This window comes from Bradyrhizobium sp. GW821-FHT13H05 (genome assembly GCF_058804065.1).
Window position 1 is genome coordinate 551,663 of record NZ_JBXAPO010000005.1, and the last position, 22,799, is coordinate 574,461.

The window sequence follows — 22,799 nt, forward strand, 5'->3', positions numbered from 1 at the left end:
CTATCTACCCCGCCCGCTGCTTCTCATACGCCTTCAGATGCGTATACGCGATGCGCAGCTTCGGCACCGGCACCTTTGCCGCATCGGCGCGGGCGATGAGGTCGCCGATCACGTGATCGGCCTCGACCGGCAGGCCCGCCTTGATGTCGCGGAACATCGAGGCCGTCATCGGTGAGCCCTCGGTGGTGATGTTGCCCTTCACCCGCTCGAAGAACGGTCCGCCCGGCGTGTAGCCCGACGCGGTCGCGATCGCGCTGGTTTCATCGAGCATGCCGAGCAGGAAGTCGCGGCCGCCGGGGGCGGCCAAAATATTACCGACAGAGGTACGCATCAGGCTGGTGCTTGCGGCGAGCGAGGAGAGGAACACCCACTTCTCCCACATGTCCTGCATGATGTTCTGGCTGGCGGTGGCCCCAACGATGCCGCTCTTGAAGGCCTCGTCGATCGCCTTGACGCGATCCGACAGTTTTCCGTCGCGTTCGCCATAGGTGATCGCCTGCATCGGCTGGAGCTGCACCACCTCGCGCTTCTCGTTCAAGGTCGCGGCGATGGCGCAGAGCCCGCCGAGCACGCGATCCTTGCCGAACTTGGCGTCGAGCGTGTCGAGATGCTTCATGCCGTTGAGCATCGGAATGATCGCGGTGTTCGGGCCGACCGCTGCGGCGAACGACTTGATGGCGTCGTCGAGATCGAATGCCTTGCAGCTCAGCAGCACGACGTCGAACTTGTCCTTGATGGCGTCGGCCTGAACGGTCGGCGGGTTCGTCAGCGTCACATCGCCGTTCGGGCTCTTGATGACGAGGCCGGCGCTCGCGAGCTCGCTGCCGCGCTTGGGGCGGACCAGGAAGGTGACGTCGCGGCCGGCCTGCAACAGCCTGCCACCAAAGTAGCCGCCGATGGCGCCGGCGCCGACAACGAGGATACGCATAGTAAAGTCCTTATTGTTGTTTTTTCCGTCGTCCTGGAGCATGCCAGAACGACCTCAAGGAGACCACCCGTTTTCTGGCGGATGCTGGATCACTTCTCCAGCACCATCTCCTCGACCTCGCGCAGCTGCTCCTTGCCGAAGAACATCTCGTTGTCGACGAAGAAGGTCGGCGAGCCGAACGCGCCGCGCGCGACCGCCTCCTCGGTGTTCTTGATCAGCTTGCCCTTGATCTCGGGCTCCCCGGCGCGCGCGAACAGTTTTTGGGCATCGAGCCCGGACGAGACAAGCGCCTTCGCCGCGACTTCAGGGTCGTCCATCTTCTTCGGCTCGCGCCACATGTGATGGAAAGCGGCCTCGACATATTTCTCGAACACGCCCTCGGCCTGCGCCGCGATCGCGGTGCGCATCAGGTTCAGCGTGTTGACCGGAAAGAAGGGATTCATGACGTAGGGCGGCACCTTGTAGCGCTTGATGAAGCGCTCGGTCTCGACCGCCTGGAATTCGCGCTTGTTCTTGATGCCGGCAAGCGTCTCGGCCGGCGATTTGTTGTTGGTCGATTTGAAGATGCCGCCGAGCAGGATCGGCACATATTCGAATTTGACGCCGATGCGCTGCTCGATCGCGGGGATCGCGAGATGGCTGAGATAGGCGTTCGGGCTGCCGAAATCGAACAGGAATTGCGGGGCTGTGCGGGTCAAACTCGTTCTCCCTGACGTCGCTTTTTGATCTGGCCTTTCATCCATTGTGACGCAGCGTGCGCCACAGGTCCACCGTTTAATGACGGTCATAATATCTTGATGATCAGATCAGGCGCCGGATCGCCCGCTTGCGCCACACCAGCAGGTAATAGCCCATCTGCAAAACGAACATGGCGCAGAACACGATCGGATAGGCAGCCCATACGGCCCGAAGGCCGACCGTGCGGCTCAGGATGATCGCAGCCGGCAGCTCGATCGCGACAATGGCGAAGATCGACAGCAGCATCGGCGTCAGCGCCACGCCGGCGGCACGCATCGCGCCTGAGAACACCGTGGCGAGGCCGAACGGCACCGAGCTCCACAGGGCGATGGTGAGCAACCCTTTCGCCAGATCGAGCACGGCGCCATCGGTGATGAAGATGCCGAGCACGGCTCGAGGTACGAGATAGATCAGCGCCACGAGGCCGCCGGTCAGGACGAGGTTGAACGCAAGCCCGGTGCGCACGATACCGTCGAGCCGTGCCCTGTCGCCGCTGCCGATGGCCTGCGCGCCGAGGATCGAGACCGCGATCGAAATCGAGATCGCCGTGAACTGCGTGTAGCCCATGACTTGGTTGACCGCGCCGTAGGCCGCTGTGGCATCGGACCCGTAGCCATTGACGAGGCCCAGCAGCACCAGCTCGGCGATCGCCATCACCACCATGCCGATGGCGCTCGGCAGGCCAATGCCGAGGATCTTTCCGAGCATGGCGCGGTCGAGCCGCAGATGACGCAGCAGCGCAGCATCAGGCGCGAGCGCATGTTTCTTCCGCAGCAAGTAGGCCGCGAGCAACAGCAGCGTCAGCGCGTTGGCGATCGCGGCCGCCCATGCCGGGCTGGTGATACCTGCCGTGGGCAACCCGAATGAGCCGCGGATCAGCATCGGCGTCAGGATCAGGCCGATCACGGTCGATAGCGCCAGCGCCAGCAATGGCGTCAGTCCATCGCCCACGCCGCGTATCATCGCCGTCATCAGCAGGAAGACGAAGCCGAGCGGCATCGTCAGCAGCATGATGCGCGCATAGGCGCTGGCGGGAGCGAGAATGTCCGCGGGCGTCGCGAGCATCGTCATCAATTGCCGGCTGAAGATCCCGCCGACGAGTGCGACGGAAATCGAGAGCAGCAGTCCGACCGCGAGCGTCGTCCCGACGACGCTCTTGATTTTTCCGCGCTCGCCCGCGCCAAACGCCTGCCCGATCAGCACGGTGGCGCCGGTGCTCAGGCCCATCACGAAGGCGAACAGGAAGAACATCACCGGGAAGAAAACCGAGACCGCCGCGAGCGCGTCGACGCCGATCATCTGGCCGAGATAGACGTTGCTGATGGTGCCGAACAGCGATTGCAACGCGTTGCTCAGTATCAACGGTGCGAGGAAACGCGAAAATGTTTTCCAGAGCGGCGTGGCGGTGGACATGGATGTGCCTTTCATCAGGGCGTGCGAGGCCGTTGCCGCGCGAAGCGCGCGGCTCGGGCCGTCGATGGGGATTTGAGAGAGCGGTGTGCTCTAAGCGCGGTCGCTGTAGGCGAGCTTGACGATGTGGTCGCGGATGTCGACGGGCCAGTCGGCGATCAGTGCGGTGAAGCGTCGCCGGTCATCCGCAAACAGCGCGCGCAAGGCTTCCTCGAACTGCGGCAAATTGCCGGCCATGGTCGACATGAAGTGATAGGCCGCGTCGCGCGCCTGCCGCTCGCGATCCTTGTCGCCGCTGGCGCGCCTTGCCTCCTCGACGAGTTTCCGCAGCGAGACCGAAGCGCCGCCGGGCTGGGCGTTGAGCCACTCCCAGTGCCGCGGCAGCAACGTCACCTCGCGTGCGACCACGCCGAGCTTCGGCCGCCCGCGCCCGCGCGGCTCGCTCGGTGGTGCGGTCTCCTCGACCGGGGGCGGGACAAGCTTCGCCAGCCGCGCCAGCACCTCGCGATCCCCGCCGCGTAGATCGAAGTCGATCGATCGGCCCGTGGCGTCCTCGAAGATGATGATGGGCTCGTCCGGCCGTGGCGCCATCCGCTTGACGACCAGCGCGACCTCGCCTGCCGGCCCCGACGCCAGGCGGCGCGCACCCTGAAAGGCGGTGAAGGTTCGTTGCATTGGAATCATTGCCAGATTGATGATGCTGGGTCATTTAATATCCGGGTAAATTACGAACGTCAATATACCCGGATGAAAATATCCGTCCGGATGGCTCGACATTGCGGTCCCGGGCTGGCAGGTACGCGACCGACTGACCACGCCTAGCCCGGGGACCCCGCCGATGTTGACCGTTCACCACCTCAACAATTCCCGCTCGCAGCGCGTGCTGTGGCTGCTCGAGGAGTTGGGCGTGCCCTACGAGATCGTGCGCTACCAGCGTCAGCCCGACATGCGCGCGCCGAAGGAGCTGCGTGCGATCCATCCGCTCGGCAAGTCGCCCGTCATCACCGACAACGGCAACACCATCGCGGAATCAGGCGCGATCATCGAATATCTCATCGCCACCTACGGCAACGGCCGGCTGATCCCGCCGCCTGATACGCCGGAGCGGCTGCGCTTCACTTACTGGCTGCACTATGCCGAAGGCTCGGCGATGTCGCCGTTGCTGCTGAAGCTGCTGTTCACGCTGATGCCGAAGCGCGCGCCGGCTTTGCTGCGCCCGCTGGTGCGCAAGGTGTCGAACCAGGCGCTCACCGCGCTGGTCAACCCGCAGCTCAAGCAGCACATGGATTATTGGGAAGGTGAGCTTGCGAAGAGCGAGTGGTTCGCCGGCAACGAGTTCACGGCGGCCGACATCCAGATGAGCTTCCCGCTCGAAGCAGCGCAAGCGCGTGGCGGGCTCGAGCAGGGCCATCCCAAGGCGATGGCGTTTCTGGAGCGCATTCACGCGCGGCCGGCCTATGCGCGTGCGCTGGAAAAGGGCGGGCCGTATCAGGTGGGGCGGTAAGTTTTCTCACCGCGGGGATAAGCTGTCAGTTCGCGTGGAGCACGCGGCCGCGCGTCGCCGACAGCGCACCGGCGATGCTACTGCCCCGCCGCTTCCGCTCCACGCGAGCGCGGATCGGGTGCGCCGAGGGGGCCATTCGGTGTCACAGCGATCGAATTCGCTGATGTCTGCCCCATCGGTTCGACGATGAGGTGGTCCATCGCTTTCAGCTCGAACAGGACATCATCGGGAAAGCCGCGCTCGATGCGCACCTCGTCCGGCAGCCATTGATGGTGCAGCCGCGGCGCAGCCACGGCGGCCGCAACATCCATCTTGTAGTCGAGAACATTCACGATCACCTGGAGCACAGTGGAGATGATCCGGCTGCCGCCGGGCGAGCCCGTCACCAGCACCGGCTTGCCGTCTTTCAGCACGATGGTCGGTGACATCGAGGAGAGCGGCCGCTTGCCGGGCCCGGGCAAATTGGCCTCGTAGCCGACGAGGCCGTAAGCGTTGGAGGCGCCGACCGCCGCGGTGAAATCGTCGAGCTCGTTGTTGAGCAGCACGCCGGTGCCGTCGGCAACGAGGCCGACGCCATAGCTGAAGTTCAGCGTGTAGGTATTGCTGACGGCATTGCCGTGGCTGTCGACGACGGAGAAATGCGTGGTGTTGGTGCCCTCGCGTGGCGCGGGAGGGGCGGACACGATCTGTTTCGATGGCGTGGCGCGATCTGTGGAGATGCCCGCCCGCAGCTTGGCGGCGTAGGCCTTGGCGGTGAGGGTCTCGATCGGTGCGTTGACGAAGGCGGGATCGCCGAGATAGCGCGCGCGGTCCGCATAGGCCCGCTTCATGGCCTCGATCAGCAGGTGCAGCGACGCCGGCGAGCCCTGCTTCAAATCAGCAAGCTGAAAGCCTTCGAGGATGTTGAGCGTCTCCACCAGCACCACGCCGCCGGAGGACGGCAGCGGCATCGACACGATGTCATAGCCGCGATAGCTGCCACGCACCGGCGCGCGGATCACCGCCTGGTAGGATTTCAGGTCCGCCGGCGTCATGATGCCGCCGGCGTCGGAGACCGCCTTGGCCAATTTCTCCGCGACCGGCCCCTCATAGAAGCCGCGCGGACCTTGCGTCGCGACAGCGGACAGCGTTTCGGCAAGGTCGCTCTGCACCAGCCGATTGCCTTCACCGAGTGGCGTGCCGTCGGGGCCCGAGAATATTTTGGCCGAGGAGGGCCAGCGCGCGAGCCGCGGGTGCCAGCCCGGCAGCGTGTCGGCGATATCCTCGCTGATGACAAAACCGTCGCGGGCGAGCGCAATCGCGGGTTCGAGCAGTTGCGCCAGCGTGAACTGGCCGGAGCCGTATTTTTCCAATGCCAGCGCGAGACCTGCGACCGTGCCGGGCACGCCGACCCCGAGCGCGGAATCGCGCGACTTCGCCGTGTCGGGCTTGCCGTCGGGACCGAGGAAGATTTGTGGCGTGGTCGCGGCCGGCGCGGTCTCACGATAGTCGATCGTGACGTCTTCTTTGCGTTCGGCTGAATGGATCACCATGAAGCCGCCGCCGCCGATATTGCCGGCGCGGGGATAGGTCACGGCCATGGCAAAGCCGGTGGCGACCGCGGCGTCGACGGCGTTGCCGCCGCGTCGCAGGATGTCGGCGCCGACTTGCGCGGATATCTTCTCCTGCGCCACCACCATGCCGTGCTCGGCGGGAACGGCATGCACCGTGTCGAGCGCGGGCGGGACATAGGCTCGTCGCGCATCCTGTGCGGTGGCCGGCGCAAGACCGAACGCCAGAGTGGCAATGAAGGCGAAAAATGTTCGCCGTGTCGAAAATGACGACATCATCAAACGTCCGTCGTGGCGTTGAGGCAGTTCACACGTGTCGCTGCAATGCTATACGGTTTGCCTCGAGAGAGGCAAAACTGTTCGTGATGAGGACTTTGGAATGACGACGATCGCCCCGGATGCGCGCATGGCTGGCGCGCCACGGATCTATCCCCCGCGCTCCGCCGTCATAAGCTGGATCTTCTTCGACTGGGCCGCGCAGCCTTATTTCACGCTGATCACGACTTTCGTGTTCGCGCCCTATTTCGCGACCAGCATTGCGCCAGATGCTGCCACTGGCCAATCGCTGTGGGGTTTTGCGATGGCGGCCGCGGGTCTCGCCATCGCGCTGATGTCGCCGCTGCTGGGCGCCATCGCGGATGCCTCGGGTCGCAGGAAGCCATGGATCGCAGGATTTGGTGCTCTGCTGGTGCTGGCGTCCTGCACGTTGTGGATCGGCAAGCCCGGCGATCCCTCCATCATTCCGCCTCTGCTCACCGCGGTCGCGCTCGCCAGCGTCGGCGCGGAATTCGCCACCGTCTTCAACAACGCGATGATGCCGACCCTGGTGCCGCCGGAGCGGATCGGCCGGCTTTCGGGCACCGGCTGGGCCACGGGTTACATCGGCGGCATCGTCAGCCTGATCATCGTGCTCGGCTTGCTCGCGGCGAATCCGGAGACCGGACGTACGCTACTCGGCCTCACGCCGCTGTTCGGGCTCGATCCCGTAACCCATCAGGGTGATCGCGCCGCCGGGCCGTTGACCGGGCTGTGGTTCATCATCTTCGTGACGCCGCTGTTCCTGTTCACGCCGGATTACCCGGCGAAGCGACCTGTGCGCGAGGCACTGCACGAAGGCCTTGCCGAGCTGAAGCAATCGATCAAGAGCTTGCCGCAGCAGAAATCGCTCGCCGCATTCCTGCTCGCCAACATGATCTACACCGATGGCCTGGTGTCGCTGTTCGCGTTTGGCGGCATCTATGCCGCCGGCACCTTCGGCTGGCACACGATCCAGATCGGCACCTTCGGCATCATGCTGGCGATTGCCGGCACCTTTGGTGCGTGGCTCGGCGGCAAGCTCGATGATTCCCTGGGACCGAAGCGCGTTATCGCCGGCAGCATGCTGATCCTGTTGCTCGCGGTGGCCGCGATCCTTCTGGTCGACAAGGAGAGCGTGCTGTTCGTCAAGGTCGCGCCGCCCGTGCCGGGCGCGCCCCTGTTCTCGAGCGCGGCCGAGCGTGCCTATCTCGTGCTGGGCTGTCTGATCGGTGCAGCCGGCGGCCCATTGCAGGCCGCCTCCCGCACGCTGCTGATCCGCCTCGCGCCGAAGGATCGTATCGCGCAGTATTTTGGGCTGTTTGCGTTGACTGGAAAAGTCACGTCCTTCATCGGCCCGCTGCTGATCGGCGTGATCACCGCGGCGACGGCCAGCCAGAAGGCCGGCATGGCCGTGCTGGTGGTGTTCTTCGTTGCCGGGCTGGGTCTGTTGATGCGGGTGAAGGAGTAGCCTCGTAGCCCGGATGGAGCGCAGCGCAATCCGGGGCCGTCGTCACCAAGATGAGAGAACCCGGATTTCGCTGCGCTCCATCCGGGCTACGCTCTCTCGCTCGCGTCAGTGCCTGAAGTGCCTTGTCCCGGTGAACACCATGGCGATGCCGTGCTCGTCGGCGGCCTTGATCACCTCGTCGTCGCGCATCGAGCCGCCGGGCTGCACCACGGCGGTGGCGCCGGCCTCGATGCAGGCGAGCATGCCGTCGGCGAACGGGAAGAACGCATCCGACGCCACCACCGAGCCCTTGGTGAGCGGCTCGGCGAGCTTCAGCTCAGCCGCAGCATCCAGCGCCTTGCGCGCCGCGATCCGGGCTGAATCCACCCGGCTCATCTGGCCTGCGCCGATGCCGACGGTGGCGAGATCCTTGGCGTAGATGATGGTGTTGGACTTGACGTGCTTTGCGACCCGGAACGCGAACTTGAGGTCGCGCATTTCCGCGTCGGTCGGCGCACGCTTGGTCACGACCTTGAAGGTCATGTCGTCAACCACGGCGTTGTCGCGGCTCTGCACGAGCAGGCCGCCGGCCACTGTCTTGGCGGTGAGGCCCGGCGCGCGCGGATCGGGCAGGCTGCCGGCGAGTAGCAGGCGGAGGTTCTTGCGCGCGCCGATGATCGAAATCGCTTCCTCGCTGGCGTCGGGCGCGATGATCACCTCAGTGAAGATCTTCGTGATCTCGCGCGCGGTGTCGGCGTCGAGTGCGCGGTTCATCGCGATGATGCCACCGAACGCCGAGGTGGAATCGCAGGCCAGCGCCTTGCGATAGGCGTCGACGAGGTTCGCGCCTTCGGCAACGCCACAAGGGTTGGCGTGCTTGACGATGACGCAGGCCGCGGTGCGCTTGGTGTCGAACTCGCCGATGCATTCATAGGCCGCATCGGTGTCGTTGATGTTATTGTAGGAGAGCTCCTTGCCCTGGAGCTGACGCGCAGTGGAGACGCCCGGGCGCTTGTCCGGCGTCGCATAGAACGCCGCGGTCTGGTGCGGGTTCTCGCCGTAGCGCAGCGACTGGATCAGCTTGCCGCCGAAGGCGCGGAAATCGGGCGCGTCGATCTCGAGCTGACGGTTGAACCAGTTCGAGATGGCGGCGTCGTAAGCTGCGGTGCGCGCATAGGCCTTTGCCGCAAGGCGGCGGCGCAGCTTCAGCGTGGTTGCACCGCTGTTGGCGGCGAGCTCGTCGAGCACGGCCTTGTAGTCGTCGGCCTCGACCACGACGGCGACGTCGTCATGGTTCTTGGCGGCGGCGCGGATCATCGCGGGGCCGCCGATGTCGATGTTCTCGATGCAATCCTCAAAGCCCGCGCCTTTGTCGACGGTCGCCTCGAACGGATAGAGGTTGACGACGAGGAGATCGATCGGCGCGATGCCGTGCGCCTTCATCGCCTCCGCATGTTCCTTGTTGTCGCGGATCGCGAGCAGGCCGCCATGCACCTTCGGATGCAGCGTCTTGACGCGACCGTCCATCATCTCGGGGAAGCCGGTGAGCTCGGACACGTCCTTCACCTTGAGGCCGGCCGCGGCGATCGCCTTCGCGGTGCCGCCGGTCGAGACCAACTCGATATCATGGGCGGCAAGCGCCTTGGCGAACTCGATCAGGCCGGTCTTGTCGGAAACGGAAAGAAGGGCGCGGGTGACGCGGCGGGGATGGTCAGTCATGAGCAAGATCCTCTGTCTTAGGAGTGTCTATGCCCAGGCGCGCGGCGGATATGTGTCGCGCTTCCCGATGGTGCTCCATCCAAGGTCGCCAGTCGCGCGAACGAGCGCTCGATAGCAGCTTTTGGCCGTTTTCACAACGACGAGATGGGGCCGAATCGTGCGCGTCTACAGCGGAAGTTCCGGCTCACGCCGGGCGTTGCGGCGGGCATTGGTGACCGCCGGCGAAGCGGTAGAGCGGACAAAGCTCCAGCGGATCGACGGCGCCTGCCGCGCGTCCTGCCGGATCACGATCTGCGCGGTGCGGCGGGGGCCGTCATTGCCGGCCAGGAACACGCTGTCCTCGAGGTCGACCTTGTCGTCGAGCGCCTCGAAGGTCCAGACGTCGCGGTTCGGCAGCACCAGCATGACGCCGCGGGCGTCCGACAGCCGGCTCGCCTTCACCGCGGGATGCAGATGGAAGCGCAGCGCGAAGTCGGCGTCCGCGCCCTTGAAACGTCCGCCCTGCGGCGGCGACAGCGTGTCCTCGCCGTCGATGCGCGCGCCGTCGTTGGCAATCATCAGCACGCGGCGATGGATCGCGCCGAATTTGGCGAGATAGCCGTCATGCGACGTCGTCAGCAGCGTGCCGTTCTGCACGATCTCGCGATAGCTCTCGACCTCGACGGGGCCGCTGGTGACGGGCGAGCCGTGCAACAGCCGCTTCATCGCCGTCATCTCGACGAACTGACATGACGAGGTGTCGTGATAGGTCAGCGTCGAATGCGCGGCCGTGCCGCGCGCGAACGGCCGCCAATTGTCGCGGCCAGTCGTGGGCATGCCGCAATTGGTGACGATGCGGCTGATGCCGGACGACAGTTCGAACGACAGGCAGCCGGCATGGGCGTCGTGGCTGACGCCGGCTGGCGGCGGCGGGCCGGTGTCGATGATGACAGTGGTCTGGCCGGCATCGAGGCGCTGGAAGCCGGTATGCGGCATGTTCGCCATCGGCGCGCCGTGGGTGTCGTCATAGGCGAGCAGCGTCGCGAGCAGGTCCGAGGGCGTCGCGCTCATGCCGTTGAACAGCGCGAAATTGCCGTCGCCATGCCGGAAGAAGCGCAGCATCGGCATCATGCGGTCGATCGCGTTGAGCAGTGCCGGCGGCGGTGCGATGTTGCGCGCGGCAAAGGTCTGCCGCAGCGGCAACAGGTCGATCAGGATCTCGATCAGCGCGCCCGGATTGCGCGAGATGTGGCCGCCGTCGGGCAGGATCTGCCGCTGCAATTCGTCGGAGAGCTTTTTCGAGGCGCTGCGGATGTGACGCGCCTGGTTGGCGAGGCAGAGTGTCGTGTAGCACAGCGCGATCAGCACCTGGAGTTTCGGCACCCCGTCGGGGATGTCGACCATGGTGTAGCGCAGGAAACGAATCTCGCGTGCGAGCGCGCGCAAGTAACGGCGATAGAATTTGTTGTCGGTGTCGTTGAGCACCAGGGGTGCCTGCGACAGCAGTGAGATCACGCGCCGCGCCAGCACGTCGGCGCGCCGCGCGACGGCGCGGCGCTTGTTGGCGGGGTTGGCGATCCAGTCCTCGACCAGCGCACGCGCGTTGGCCCGCGTCAGCGCGGTGTCGGCGGCGCGCAGATGGCGCAGCCAGCCGAAGCCGAGCAGCGCGACCTCCCAATCCTCCGACGGCGGTTCGAGATCGAAGATCGAGCGGCCGTGGCAATTGACGATCTTGCCGGCGAAGACGAAGCGCCCGGCATAGATCTCGGCGGCACGCGTCGCGTCCGCCGTGCGCAGATCATGCGGCGCGATGATGAGCCGGTCGGTGCGGCCGGGCCAGACCCGCGACAGCGCAACTGAACCGCCGCTCGCGCGCGCGAGCATGTTCCGCGCGAAGCGGTTCATCACCAGCGTCGAGATACGTCTGCGTTGAGCGACCGACACGCCTTGCCTTGAAGGGGGAGAGGATTCCGACGAATCCTTATTAATCCCAAAATCGCCCGCCTGACACCACCTTGAACGGCGCGAATCAGCGTCGGGGTTGCAAAAACCAGTGCAAAATCAGGATTTAACGAGCCTGCTAGCGAAGAATCCATCGAGCCCGCCGAGCTTGGGATCGGCGTTCGGCAGATGGCTGGGCAGGGTGCGCAGGTCACCATCGGCGGTGATGATTTCGTCGAGGCCCGCGACCTCCGACGCTTCGATCGGAACGCGGCGAAGCGCGGGCTCTGCGGCCAGCAGCGTCGCGATCGCCTGCTCGCCCTCTTCGGGTTCCAGCGAACAGGTGCAATAGACCAGCGTCCCACCCGGCTTCAGCAGCGAGACGGATTTCTTCAGCAGCCGCTGCTGGAGTGCGGTCAGGGCGGCGATGTCGGATTCCTGCCGGAGCCAGGCCACATCAGGGTGACGGCGGATCGTGCCGGTCGAGGTGCAGGGCGCATCGATCAGGATGCCGTCAAAACTTCCGGCCGGTCCGGCCCATTCCACGGCGTCGGCGACGACGGTCTCGGCCTGGAGCGACAGTCGCGTCAGATTCTCGCGCAGCCGCGCCACCCGGGCGGGCGAGCGGTCGATCGCCGTGACATGCGCGCCTGATAGTGCCAGTTGCGCGGTCTTGCCGCCGGGCGCGGCGCAGAGATCGGCAATGGACTTGCCCTTGATGTCGCCGAACAGCCGGGCCGGCAGCGCGGCGGCAGCGTCCTGCACCCACCATTGTCCCTCGGTAAAGCCAGGCAGCATGGTCACCGCGCCGTGCAGCAGCATCCGCACCGTCCCGGTCGGCAGCGTCTCGCCATGCAGGCGGCTTGCCCATTGCGCGGCGTCAGACTTCACGGTGAGATCGAGCGACGGCTCGTGGCCGAGCGCGAGCGCCATGTCTCTCGCGGTGGCCTCGCCATAATGCGCGCTCCAGCGCGCCAGCAGCCATGGCGGCAGGTCCAGCGATTGCGCGGCAACTTCCTCGACCAGCGCGTGGCCCTCGCGCGCACAGCGTCGCAGCACGGCGTTGACGAGGCCGGCATAGCGCGCGGCGCGCCGGTCGGACTGCACGAGGCGGACGGAGAGATCGACGGCTGCATGGTCAGGCACGTCCATCCAGAGGATCTGCGCGGCGCCGATCAGCAGCGCGCTCTGCGCGCGCGGCGCCTCGGAGGGAATGCCCTTGTCGAGCAGGCGCGACAGCACATGGCCGAGCGTGCCGAGCCGGCGCAGCACGGTGGCGACCAGGCGGCGCATCAGCGCGCGGTCGCGGTCGGCCAGCGTCTTCAGTCCGGGATGGGCGCCGCTGCCGTCGAGCTGGTCGTCGAGCGTGCGGTGCTTGTGCAGCACGCCGTCGACGATATCAGCGGCAATCCGCCGCGCCGCGAGACCGGGCACTTCGGATGGAGGGGCGAAACGTTGAGATGGCATGCGGCTTAAGGTTCTGAGCGAGCGGCAGTTCCGCCACGATGGGCGCATGCCTTGAGAGATCGATCTCTGGCACGCGAATATGCCAAATGTAAGAATAGCTTCCGGTTTTTTCAGCCCTCCGGGCCCGATTTCAGGAATGCGTTATTGGACGTCGCGCCGCGGCTCGTCCTGCGCTAAAAAGCCGGACCATGAGCGACCAGCCTCCCGTTCCCGATCGCAAGCAGCTCCCGCCGGCCGCCCAGCGCGCGCTGGCTGAAGCCGAGGCGCGCCGGCATGCTGCGGCCGCGGAGGCCAAGGCGCGGCCGAAGGAGCTCCAGGGACCGAAGGGGCCCGAGCCCACCCGCTATGGCGATTGGGAAACCAAAGGCATCGCCTCGGACTTCTGAGCCTTCAGCCGAATCGGCCGGACGACGCGCGCAAGGCGCGCTCCGGCCGCTAAAGGTAATGGTGTTCCCGCAAGTAGCTGATGATGCGCTCGCAGGCCGCCTCGCCCGACAGTACCGACGTATCGATGGTGATCTCCGGTGCCTGCGGCGCCTCGTAGGGTTGGTCGATGCCGGTGAACGCCGGCAATTCGCCCGCTCGCGCCTTGCGATAAAGCCCCTTGGTATCGCGCCGCTCGCATTCGGCGAGCGGGGTCGCGACGTGGATCTCGATGAACTCGCCGGCCTCGACCCGATGCCGCGCCATCTCGCGCTCGCTGCGGAACGGTGAGATCAGCGCGACCAGCGCGATCATGCCGGCATCGACGAACAGGGCTGCAATCTCCGCGACGCGCCGGACATTCTCCATTCTCTCCGAGCTGGAGAAGCCGAGGTCGCGATTGATGCCATGACGGAGATTGTCGCCGTCGAGCAGCGCGGCATGGCGTCCGAGTTCGGCAAGCCGGCGGTCGACGAGATCGGCGATGGTCGATTTGCCGGCACCGCTGAGGCCAGTGAACCAGAGCACGCAGGGCTTCTGCTGCTTGAGCCGCGCGCGCATGGATTTGTCGACGGCGCCCCGCTGCCAATGAATATTGGTGGCGCGGCGGAGCGACAGGTCGATCATTCCGGCCGCCGCCGTGCGGTGGCTGATCGGATCGACGAGAATGAAGCTGCCCATCTCGCGATCGTCGCGATAGGCCTCGAACACCAGCGGGCGGTCGAGATTGAGATGGACGTAGCCGATCTGGTTGACGTCGAGCGTGGTGGCGCTTTCCTGCGCCATGGTGTCGATGGCGATGCGGTGCTTGAGCGTCGTGACCACCGCGCCGGTCGAAGCCGTGCCGCATTTGAGCAAATAGCGCCGGCCCGCGACCATGGCCTCGTCGTCGAACCAGACGAGATGGGCGGCCAATTGGTCGGACACCAGCGGTGCGCTGCCCGCCGTCAGCACGTCGCCGCGGCTGACGTCGATTTCGTCGGTGAGCGTGAGCGTGACCGATTCGCCCGCCGCGGCCCGATCTCGCTCGCCGCCGGGTGTGAGAATACGCGCCACGCGGGTGCGAAGGCCCGACGGCTGCACTGTGAGGGTCTCTCCGGTCGCGATCGTTCCGCTCGCGATCCGTCCGCAGAAACCACGAAAATCCGCATGTGGCCGGTTGACCCATTGCACAGGCAGCCGAAACGGCCGCTGCGAGACGTCGCCGGCCACGTCCACGGATTCCAGATAGGCCGTCACAGTCGGCCCCGCGTACCAGGGCATGCGTGTGCTTGCGGCGACGATGTTGTCGCCGCTGGGCGCCACCACCGGGATGCACTGCACCTGGGAGATCCCGAGCTGGCCGGCCATGGTCAAATATTCGGCTGTGATCGCCGCGAAGCGGTCGCCGTCGAATCCGATCAGATCCATCTTGTTCACGGCGAGCACGACGTGGCGGATGCCGAGCAGCGACAGGATGTGGCTGTGGCGCCGAGTCTGCGTGATCACGCCCTTGCGGGCGTCGACCAGCACCACGGCGAGATCGGCGTTGGAGGCGCCGGTCGCCATGTTGCGTGTATACTGCGCGTGGCCGGGCGTGTCGGCGACGATGAAGCGGCGCCGCTTGGTGGCGAAGAAACGGTAGGCGACGTCGATCGTGATGCCCTGCTCGCGCTCGGCCTGCAAGCCGTCGACCAGCAGCGCGAAATCGAGATCGCCGCCGGTGGTGCCGGCGGTCTTGCTCTCGGAGGCGAGTGCGTCGAGCTGGTCGTCGAGCAGCGTCTTCGAATCGTAGAGCAGGCGGCCGACCAGCGTGCTCTTGCCGTCATCGACGCTGCCGCAGGTCACGAAACGCAGCGTCGGACGATCGTCCTGGTCCAGCCGCGGCGCTTCGAGCGCGGCAATCGAGGGGGCCTCGTGATAGGACATCAGAAATATCCTTCCGCCTTCTTGCGCTCCATCGATGCGGGACTGTCCCGGTCGATCATGCGTCCTTGCCGTTCGGAGGTGCGCGAGGCCATCATCTCGCGCACAATCTCCGGCAGGGTTGCAGCGTCCGACGTCGTTGCGCCGGTGAGGGGATAGCAGCCGAGGGTACGGAATCTGACGGAGCGCATGCGGGGCTCTTCATCCGGGCGCAACGGCATCCGCTCGTCGTCCACCATGATCAGCGCGCCGTCGCGCTCGACCACCGGGCGCGGTGCGGACAGATAGAGCGGAACGATCGGGATGGCCTCGACCAGGATGTAGTCCCAGATGTCGAGCTCGGTCCAGTTCGACAGCGGAAAAACCCGCATGCTCTCGCCGGGGGCGAGCATCGTGTTGTACAGGCTCCACAGCTCCGGCCGCTGGTTCTTCGGATCCCAGCGATGCGCCGCGCTCCGGTGCGAGAAGATGCGTTCCTTGGCGCGCGATTTCTCCTCGTCGCGTCGCGCGCCTCCGATCGCCGCGTCGAAGCCGTGGAGGTCCAGCGCCTGCCGCAACGCTTGCGTCTTCATGACGTCGGTGTAGCGGGCCGAGCCGTGGCGGAACGGGTCGATGCCCTGGCTCAGGCCGTCATTGTTGGTATGGACGATCAGATCGAGGCCGAGCTCGCGTGCACGGCGGTCGCGAAATTCGATCATCTCGCGGAACTTCCATGTCGTATCGACGTGCAGCAGCGGGAACGGCGGCTTGCCGGGATGAAATGCCTTCATCGCCAGATGCAGCAGCACCGAGGAGTCCTTGCCGATCGAATAGAGCATGACCGGCTTGCGAAACTCGGCCGCGGTCTCGCGCAGGATATGGATGCTCTCCGCTTCCAGCCGTTGAAGATGGCTGGTGCGAAGGGGTTCACCTTCGGCCCTTCCTGGAAGGGACGATTCGGCGACTGTGGGAACATCAAGCATGGGGATCACGCGGCTGCTGCAAACCAGTCGCCGAACAAGCGCGTCGACGTCGTTGCGTTCAGGTGGAGGTCGCGAACGCAGGCGGCCACCGACGCGCGATAGGCATCGTTAACGCCGCAGCGCTCCAGAATGTCGAGCTGGGTTTCGCTCAGGGACGCGGTTGCGCGGCGCTGGTAGCGATAGGCACTATCGGAGGTGTGCAGATTTGGCACCTTGTAGATCGTCGCTTCGCTCGGGAAGATGACGCGCGCGTTGTTCGCCTCCACTTGTCCCGGCTTTCGCCAGGACGTCACGGCGTTTTCGGTGAAGCTGCCCGAAAGGCCGAGGCGGTCGAACAGGATACGAACCGACGATACGGCCTCCTTGCTCACCTCGTAGACGTAGTGAGTGACCGGAATGCCCTGTTGTTCGGCGTAGCTTGCCACCCGCACGGCGTTGAGCGCGGCGGCAACGTAATTGTGGACCAGCGTTTTTTCAGAAGCGCGGTCCGACCATTTTTCGATCCACGACGCCAGTGAACTTGCCGGTTCGCGATCGAGCATGATGCAATGGAGCCGGTGTCGCGGATAGCCCGCATCAATCAATATCCGTAGGGGATTGAACAGACTTTCCGCGAGCACATAGGGGCCCATCGTCTCCTTGCTGAAGATATTCGGGCTATTGCTTGCTGGTGGCACGATCCAAGGTCTCAATGAGTTGCCCACCATTGCATCGCGCAGGATGGCTTTCACCGGCTGGTAGTATGAGGGCATTCCCATCGTGCCAAACAGGTTGGTCAGCGCCGTCGACCCGACGCGGCATTTTCCCCATGCGAAATGCAGCGTCGGAAAATCGTGCGCCGGCCGCTGCCGAAAGCTTGCGGAAAGGCACTCAGTGACTTCCCGCGTCAAAGTCTCGAGACTGACTGTTCTGGTTTGGAATTCGCCAACTGGCGAGAGCGACATGACGTCGAGCGAGCTGTGCTGCTGGCGTATCAGATCGGCCATTCGTTGCAGAGAATCGGCGAAGACCTGCTCGTTGTTCATGTTGGGGCTCCCTGGAACAGATACCGCTGGCGACGATGATCGCGCGTTTCGGGGCACCGCCTACCTATAGTTGCTTTCTGATTGCCGTCAAACCCGGGACTTACCGGGGTCGCGACGGGCGAGCATCGACGCGATGCTCGCCGCTTCGCCGCAAATCAAATCAGGCCGCGCGCACCGTCTCGAGGAACTTCTCGACCTCGGCTTTCAGGAGCCCGCTCTCGCTGGAGAGCGAGCGCGCCGATGACAGCACCTGTCCGGACGCAGCGCCGGTGGCGCTGGCGCCCTGGCTGACCTGAGCGATCTTGTCCGCAACTTCGACGGTTCCCTTCGCTGCCTCGTTGACATTGCGCGCAATCTCGGCCGTCGCAGCACCCTGCTCTTCAATGGTTGCAGCGATGGTCGTCGAGATGTCCGAGATCCTGGCGATGGTGGCGCTGATCTCCTTGATCGCGCCAACGGAGTCTTCCGTCGCACTCTGCATGCCGGCGATCTGCGCGCCGATTTCCTCCGTGGCCTTCGCGGTTTGTGCCGCGAGCGCCTTGACCTCGCTCGCGACCACGGCGAAGCCGCGGCCGGACTCGCCGGCGCGAGCCGCCTCGATCGTGGCGTTTAGCGCCAGCAGGTTGGTCTGCTCCGCAATCGCGGTGATCAACTTGACGACGTCGCCGATCCGGCCCGCAGCCTTGAGCAATTCGTTGATCTGCGCGTCGGTGCGCTCGGCCTGCCTCACCGCTTCGCCGGCGATGCGGCTGGAATCGTGCACCTGCCGGCCGATCTCGACCACCGACGTGCTCATCTCTTCTGCGGCGGAAGCCACAGCGCCGACATTGGCGGAGGCCTCTTCGGAAGCTGCGGCCACCATCCCGGAGAGTTGCTGCGTCTCCTCTGCCGTCCCGGACAGCGTGCCGGCTGCGGATTCGAGTTGCTTGGAGGCTGACGATACCGAGGTGATGATGCTACCGACCGCGGCTTCGAACGCACCGGCGAGCTTCATCATCTCATCCTTGCGCCGGGCGGCGGCTGCGGCCTCCAGATCCTTCTGATCGGCTTCCATCTGCTCGATGCGGATCAGATTGTCCTTGAAGGTACGGGCCGCACGGGCGTTGTCACCGATTTCGTCGCCACGGGTCGTGAAGGGAATCTCGATGGTCTTGTTGCCGTCGGCGAGCTGCAGCAGCACACCGCCGATACGCCGGATCGGTCGGGCGATGTTCAATACCGCGAAGACTGCGGAACCCATCAGCGTCAACATGACGGCCACGCCGATTATGAGCGCGAGATTGGCGGTGGAATCCAGTTCCTCCAGCACCTGGCTCTTGCGCTTGGCCGCGTAGTCGTTGGCGATGTCCACCCCTTTGTCGATGGCAGCATTGACTTGCGCAGCCGCCGGGAACGTACGCTCGTTAAGAACGCGGGCCTTCGCCGCTTCCGCCTCGGCCCCTCCATTGGCGCCAATGACGCGCTTTTGCGCCTCCGCAAGCTCGAGGGCGCTGGTCAGATAGGCATCCACTGCTTGCCGGGCCGCCTGATAGGCATCCTTTGTAAACTGTTGTTTGGCCCGATCGCGCGCGGCATCAATCTCCGTGTCGGCTTTGGTCACGTTGGCGCGGAGAACCTGAAGGAGCTCATCGATTCTTGCGACTGACGGCGCGGACGCAATCTCAAGAGCGGTTGTCTGCGCCCGCGCTATCGCCGTCTGCGCCGACTGCGCATTGCCCTTGTTGAGATAGTTGAGAATCAACAAGCCGTTGGATGCGACAATCGACCGATTGCCCAGCGCCTGATTGACCAGCATGCCACCGACCAGCAGGATGCTGATCGCTGAGACGATGCCCAGCTTTGTACCGATACGAAATTTGAATGATGCCATCGTGAACCCCCGTCCCAGCAAATACTCTTGTCAGTTGGCAACCAAAAATTGAAATTCGCGTAAACGAATTGCAACTTTATGCAAAGTAGCCACGGAAGATTGCCACACCTGGTGGTAGAATTACGGGGTCGCGCTGCTTCAGCCAATCGTGATCATCCGAAACGAGGCTGGTGACGGCGATGATAGCGTCGTTCAGCGCGTGGATGCGCCGCAAACAGCAAGCCGCGCGGCATCAATTCCGTCAGCGCCCACGACCTTTTGTGGTGGCGAGCGAAACGTGACTCTAGAGATCGGAAACGTCTTCGTTCAGCGTGCGAATGCAGTCACAGGATACGAAGACGTCGATTGATCCGGGCCGGTCGGTGACGTGAATCGCGCATTCGCCTCCGGCAACGGTGGTCGCGGCCGCGACATCCGGCTGCGCGGCAGCCATCGGAGATGGCGTCCGAGATCGTGGTCGCCGCCATTTTCGCAACACCAGTTTGGCGAACTTCTGATCCGCCACGCTAGTGGAGCGGATTTGGTGCCAGAACGCGAGCCATCTGTCGCAATTCCCTGATCCGAATCCGTAACTTGCTAAGTTCCGCTCCGCGCCGGGGGCCATTCCGACGGTGGGATGAATCTACTTAGGCGGGTATAGGCATCGAATGTCGTTGACACATCTTAAGATAGCAATAGCCTATGAACAGGTGAAAGAATCTTGAGCGGAGCCGGACGACCGGTTCCAGACGCCGCGCCCCCGAGCTGCTCACACGATTGAAACTTATGATTTGAATCGCCGGTACTGATCTTCCCGCCGGCAACGTTATGAGAATTTCGGCTTAGCGTCGGTCTCCGAGACGATGCTAACACCCGAACTGAAAGTGGAATCAACCATAGCACCCGGATTTCCGCCGATGTCGACAGCTACGAAACCTGCCCATTCCTTTCACAACCCACTGTTCTCCAGTATTACGCATGTCAGACTGCTCGCACGAGTCGATCGCACCATGGCCGTTGCACGCGCCATCGAACGGCTCATCCGACCCGGAATGCGCGTGCTCGACGCCGGCTGTGGTACCGGGCTCATGTCGTTCCTCGCTGCGAAGGCGGGCGCTTCTGAGGTCGTTGCGATCGATCGCGAGAACGTGGAGCTCGCGCGCGCCCTAGCCGAGGAGAATGGTCTTTCAAACAAGATCCGCTTCGTCGAAGGCGATCTCACAACCCAGTCGCGCGACACGCTCAATGGTGGCTTCGATGCCATTATCGCCTTCGTCTATACGAATCATCTCGTTGTCGACGAGGCTCGCTCAACGCTTGTTTACGCTTTGCGCGAGCAATTCGGTGGGCCGAATTGCATCATCATACCGGACCGGGTTCGCTATTCCGGTGTTGCTTGTGAATGGCCCGGTGTCGACGCCGGTACCGAACTAGATGATCTGCGCCGCACTATTTCCGATATGGAAAAGCGGTATCAGCTTAGCTTGACGACGCTGTTCGAGACGGCGCGCATGGAGTTACAACACACGATGGCGCGCCCGCGCATCAGCGCTGACTACGAATGGTCTCCATCGTGGGGAAGTGGAGGTTATCGTTATCTGCGCGGCGCATTCCGCAAACTGAGCAGAGAAAGCCAGGTTGCCGACATCAACTACGGTGCAGAGACGCAAACCGCACCTTATCCAGGCGAGTTGAGCCTGGACCTTGTCGCGCCGGGCTTATGCAATGCCATCCTTTGGACACAAGAACTCTGGTCCGACAGCCATCTGCTATGGACAGCAGAGCATATGAGCACTTTAGCCACGGCCGTCACCCTCGAAGCCAGCGATCGGCTCGTGGTAAAGCTCGATGCAGCTTGGCGTAGAACCAACTCGATCGGAGATGCAGCGCGCGTAGAGCGGGTGAGTTAATCGACAACGGGAGCGTTGCGGCGGCCTTATCCGTCGCGCTTGGAATAGCGTTCTCTGCATAGGTGGAATTTACGACCGGTCACGATCCGGACGAGACGCGCGTTGGCGGCAGGCCGGGCATCCGATCGTGCCTTGCCGGTTTCCCCGACTCAGTCCTAGCGTGAGCCGATGCGTTTCCAGGATCGCCCCAATGCCTATCGGCCGCAATTCGGCGGCTCGCCGTTCGGCCGCCGCTTCTCCGGCCTGTTGCCATGGATGTTCGTAGTCGGAATCGTGGTGGCGATCGTGCTCGTCTTCCGGCACGGAGCGAACTGGCCGGTTCCGCACGGAGCCGACGGTCGGTCGCAGGACGCCGAGATCATCCTTCAGCAGGCCGGCACCGCCGATGCTCGTCGTCCAGTCGACGTCATCCGCACCATCGACGGCGACACCTTTCTCGCGCGTGTTTATCAGCAGGGCGGCCGCGATCTCGTCGCGCGCGTTCGCCTGCGCGGCATCGATGCGCCGGAGATGAAGGCGTCCTGCCAGGAGGAGCTGGACAAGGCTGAAGCCGCCGCCGATGCGTTGCGGGGACTGCTGCGTGAGGGCGGCGTCACCATCACCAATCTCGGCGCCGACAAATACGGGCGGGTCCTTGCTGACGTCGCGACCAAGCGTACCGCCAACGTGTCGGCCGCGCTGCTCGCCGGCGGTTATGCGCGCAGCTACAATGGCGGCCATCGCGACGGCTGGTGCGCCGCGCGCGGCTGGCGCTTCTGGTAACAAAAAAGCCGCGTCGAGTGACGCGGCTTTGGCTGTCCTGAATCTGGTCGCTGCGCTCAGCGCGCCACGACCACCGTGGTGCCGACGGAAACGCGGCTGTAGAGATCCGTGATGTCTTCGTTGAGCATGCGGATGCAGCCATAGGAGACGAAGCCGCCGATCGAGCCCGGCACGTTGGTGCCGTGGATCGCATATTCGCCGCCGGCGAGCGTCATCGCCGCAACGCCCATCGGGTTGCGCGGGGAGCCGCCGGGAATGACGTCCGGAATGCTCGGCTTGTCGCGCTTCACCTCGGCAGGCGGCGACCAGGCCGGATTGCGATACTTGCCGTCGATGCGGGTGGTGCCGGCCCACTGCTTGCCGGACTTGCCAACGCCGACCGGATAGCGCACGGCGTGGCCGTTATCGAGAATGAGATAGAGCCGCCGCTCGTTGGTTTTGACCACGATGGTGCCCGGCGAATAGTCGGCCAGGTGTGCCCCTACCATCTCTGGCCGCGCCTCGGCCGCTGTCGACATCAAGACCCCTGCCCCGATGGTGGCGGCCAGCGCCAGTGCAATCCTCATCGACATCAATTTTCCCCTTCCCCCGAACGGGTCGTCCAAATCTACGCAAAACCGGCAATTGCCCGCTCGTCCCGACAATCTTAACCGCGCCCGTTAACCGGATGGTTTCCACACGCGGCCGCCAAGGGCCAGCCAGCAGAGGGAACAAAGGAAATGTTCGAAACAAAGTAAATGACTTGAAAACAACACTCGGCGGGAAAGATACGGCCGTGCCCGCGCGCGCCCTGACAAACGCGTGAAGGTGTGAACGGCTGTTGTTTCGGGAGGGTGCCGCCAAATGCGGTCTCGTGTCCCGGACGCGGCGCAGCGCGAAGCGGTGCGGCGCAGAGCCGGGACCAAGAAGGCCACACATTCCGCTATTGCGCGGGCCCCGGCTCTGCAGCGCACCGCGCAAGTGCGCGCTGCGCTGCGTCCGGG

19 protein-coding genes and 1 riboswitch are annotated in these 22,799 nt (G+C 64.5%); of the genes, 5 read left to right on the top strand and 14 right to left on the bottom strand.

Translation table 11 applies throughout. The annotated features are described in order from the left end of the window. Positions 1 to 4: 4 nt before the first annotated feature. The 4 genes from panE to AC1RR3_RS19325 all read right to left on the bottom strand — a co-directional run bounded on the left by panE (position 5) and on the right by AC1RR3_RS19325 (position 3,751). On the bottom strand, positions 5 to 928 hold the full coding sequence (panE, locus tag AC1RR3_RS19310) for a 2-dehydropantoate 2-reductase (protein WP_492824681.1): 924 nt from the start codon (positions 926 to 928) through the stop codon (positions 5 to 7). An 89-nt stretch (positions 929 to 1,017) separates the two neighbouring features. After that, entirely contained in the window at positions 1,018 to 1,626 is a 609-nt protein-coding gene (locus AC1RR3_RS19315) for a 2-hydroxychromene-2-carboxylate isomerase (RefSeq protein WP_492824682.1), read from the bottom strand. Positions 1,627 to 1,729: 103 nt separating this feature from the next. Beyond that, entirely contained in the window at positions 1,730 to 3,079 is a 1,350-nt protein-coding gene (locus tag AC1RR3_RS19320) for an MATE family efflux transporter (RefSeq protein ID WP_492824683.1), read from the bottom strand. 90 nt (positions 3,080 to 3,169) lie between these two features. Further along, complete coding sequence (locus AC1RR3_RS19325) at positions 3,170 to 3,751, bottom strand: DUF2239 family protein (RefSeq protein ID WP_492824684.1); 582 nt, start codon at positions 3,749 to 3,751, stop codon at positions 3,170 to 3,172. Positions 3,752 to 3,914: 163 nt separating this feature from the next. On the opposite strand from AC1RR3_RS19325, the gene AC1RR3_RS19330 reads away from it, so the two are divergent. After that, positions 3,915 to 4,580, top strand: coding sequence for a glutathione S-transferase family protein (locus AC1RR3_RS19330; protein ID WP_492824685.1), 666 nt, complete (start codon positions 3,915 to 3,917; stop codon positions 4,578 to 4,580). 77 nt (positions 4,581 to 4,657) lie between these two features. Here the strand turns inward: AC1RR3_RS19330 and ggt are convergent, their stop codons facing one another. Further along, the gene (ggt, locus tag AC1RR3_RS19335) at positions 4,658 to 6,409 is read right to left on the bottom strand and encodes a gamma-glutamyltransferase (RefSeq protein ID WP_492824686.1); all 1,752 of its coding nucleotides are present in this window, start codon (positions 6,407 to 6,409) and stop codon (positions 4,658 to 4,660) included. Between the two features lie 100 nt (positions 6,410 to 6,509). Between ggt and AC1RR3_RS19340 the strand changes: the two genes are divergently transcribed. Further along, complete coding sequence (locus AC1RR3_RS19340) at positions 6,510 to 7,895, top strand: MFS transporter (RefSeq protein ID WP_492824687.1); 1,386 nt, start codon at positions 6,510 to 6,512, stop codon at positions 7,893 to 7,895. A gap of 105 nt (positions 7,896 to 8,000) precedes the next feature. Here the strand turns inward: AC1RR3_RS19340 and purH are convergent, their stop codons facing one another. The 3 genes from purH to AC1RR3_RS19355 form a co-directional block, all read right to left on the bottom strand. Then, positions 8,001 to 9,593: a bifunctional phosphoribosylaminoimidazolecarboxamide formyltransferase/IMP cyclohydrolase gene (gene purH / locus AC1RR3_RS19345; protein WP_492824688.1), complete on the bottom strand. Its 1,593-nt coding sequence runs from the start codon at positions 9,591 to 9,593 to the stop codon at positions 8,001 to 8,003. 24 nt (positions 9,594 to 9,617) lie between these two features. Beyond that, a riboswitch (ZMP/ZTP riboswitch) is annotated at positions 9,618 to 9,699 on the bottom strand. Positions 9,700 to 9,758: 59 nt separating this feature from the next. Then, positions 9,759 to 11,477: a heparinase II/III family protein gene (locus AC1RR3_RS19350; protein ID WP_492824741.1), complete on the bottom strand. Its 1,719-nt coding sequence runs from the start codon at positions 11,475 to 11,477 to the stop codon at positions 9,759 to 9,761. 156 nt (positions 11,478 to 11,633) lie between these two features. Continuing rightward, a complete protein-coding gene (locus tag AC1RR3_RS19355) occupies positions 11,634 to 12,980 on the bottom strand; it encodes an RsmB/NOP family class I SAM-dependent RNA methyltransferase (RefSeq protein WP_492824689.1) in 1,347 nt (448 codons plus the stop codon). Between the two features lie 188 nt (positions 12,981 to 13,168). Between AC1RR3_RS19355 and AC1RR3_RS19360 the strand changes: the two genes are divergently transcribed. Further along, positions 13,169 to 13,366 (top strand): DUF1674 domain-containing protein, encoded by a 198-nt coding sequence (locus tag AC1RR3_RS19360; RefSeq protein ID WP_492824690.1) that lies wholly within the window; start codon positions 13,169 to 13,171, stop codon positions 13,364 to 13,366. Positions 13,367 to 13,415: 49 nt separating this feature from the next. On the opposite strand, the gene cysN is transcribed toward AC1RR3_RS19360, so the two are convergent. The 5 genes from cysN to AC1RR3_RS19385 all read right to left on the bottom strand — a co-directional run bounded on the left by cysN (position 13,416) and on the right by AC1RR3_RS19385 (position 19,598). Further along, positions 13,416 to 15,311, bottom strand: coding sequence for a sulfate adenylyltransferase subunit CysN (cysN, locus tag AC1RR3_RS19365; RefSeq protein ID WP_492824691.1), 1,896 nt, complete (start codon positions 15,309 to 15,311; stop codon positions 13,416 to 13,418). Further along, positions 15,311 to 16,270, bottom strand: a complete 960-nt coding sequence (gene cysD, locus AC1RR3_RS19370; RefSeq protein ID WP_492824692.1) for a sulfate adenylyltransferase subunit CysD — start codon at positions 16,268 to 16,270, stop codon at positions 15,311 to 15,313. Before cysD ends, cysN begins: the two co-directional genes overlap by 1 nt. A gap of 5 nt (positions 16,271 to 16,275) precedes the next feature. Then, positions 16,276 to 17,295: a sulfotransferase family protein gene (locus AC1RR3_RS19375; protein ID WP_492824693.1), complete on the bottom strand. Its 1,020-nt coding sequence runs from the start codon at positions 17,293 to 17,295 to the stop codon at positions 16,276 to 16,278. A 160-nt stretch (positions 17,296 to 17,455) separates the two neighbouring features. Beyond that, a complete protein-coding gene (locus AC1RR3_RS19380; protein ID WP_492824694.1) occupies positions 17,456 to 19,165 on the bottom strand; it encodes a methyl-accepting chemotaxis protein in 1,710 nt (569 codons plus the stop codon). 283 nt (positions 19,166 to 19,448) lie between these two features. Beyond that, positions 19,449 to 19,598, bottom strand: a complete 150-nt coding sequence (locus AC1RR3_RS19385; RefSeq protein ID WP_492824695.1) for a hypothetical protein — start codon at positions 19,596 to 19,598, stop codon at positions 19,449 to 19,451. A 556-nt stretch (positions 19,599 to 20,154) separates the two neighbouring features. On the opposite strand from AC1RR3_RS19385, the gene AC1RR3_RS19390 reads away from it, so the two are divergent. Further along, positions 20,155 to 21,054 carry a methyltransferase domain-containing protein gene (locus AC1RR3_RS19390; RefSeq protein WP_492824696.1) on the top strand — a complete coding sequence of 300 codons (900 nt, stop codon included), beginning with the start codon at positions 20,155 to 20,157 and terminating at the stop codon, positions 21,052 to 21,054. A gap of 168 nt (positions 21,055 to 21,222) precedes the next feature. After that, the gene (locus AC1RR3_RS19395; protein ID WP_492824697.1) at positions 21,223 to 21,816 is read left to right on the top strand and encodes a thermonuclease family protein; all 594 of its coding nucleotides are present in this window, start codon (positions 21,223 to 21,225) and stop codon (positions 21,814 to 21,816) included. 56 nt (positions 21,817 to 21,872) lie between these two features. Here AC1RR3_RS19395 and AC1RR3_RS19400 read toward each other — a convergent pair whose 3' ends face one another. Then, complete coding sequence (locus tag AC1RR3_RS19400) at positions 21,873 to 22,388, bottom strand: L,D-transpeptidase (protein ID WP_492824698.1); 516 nt, start codon at positions 22,386 to 22,388, stop codon at positions 21,873 to 21,875. Between the last annotated feature and the right edge of the window lie 411 nt (positions 22,389 to 22,799).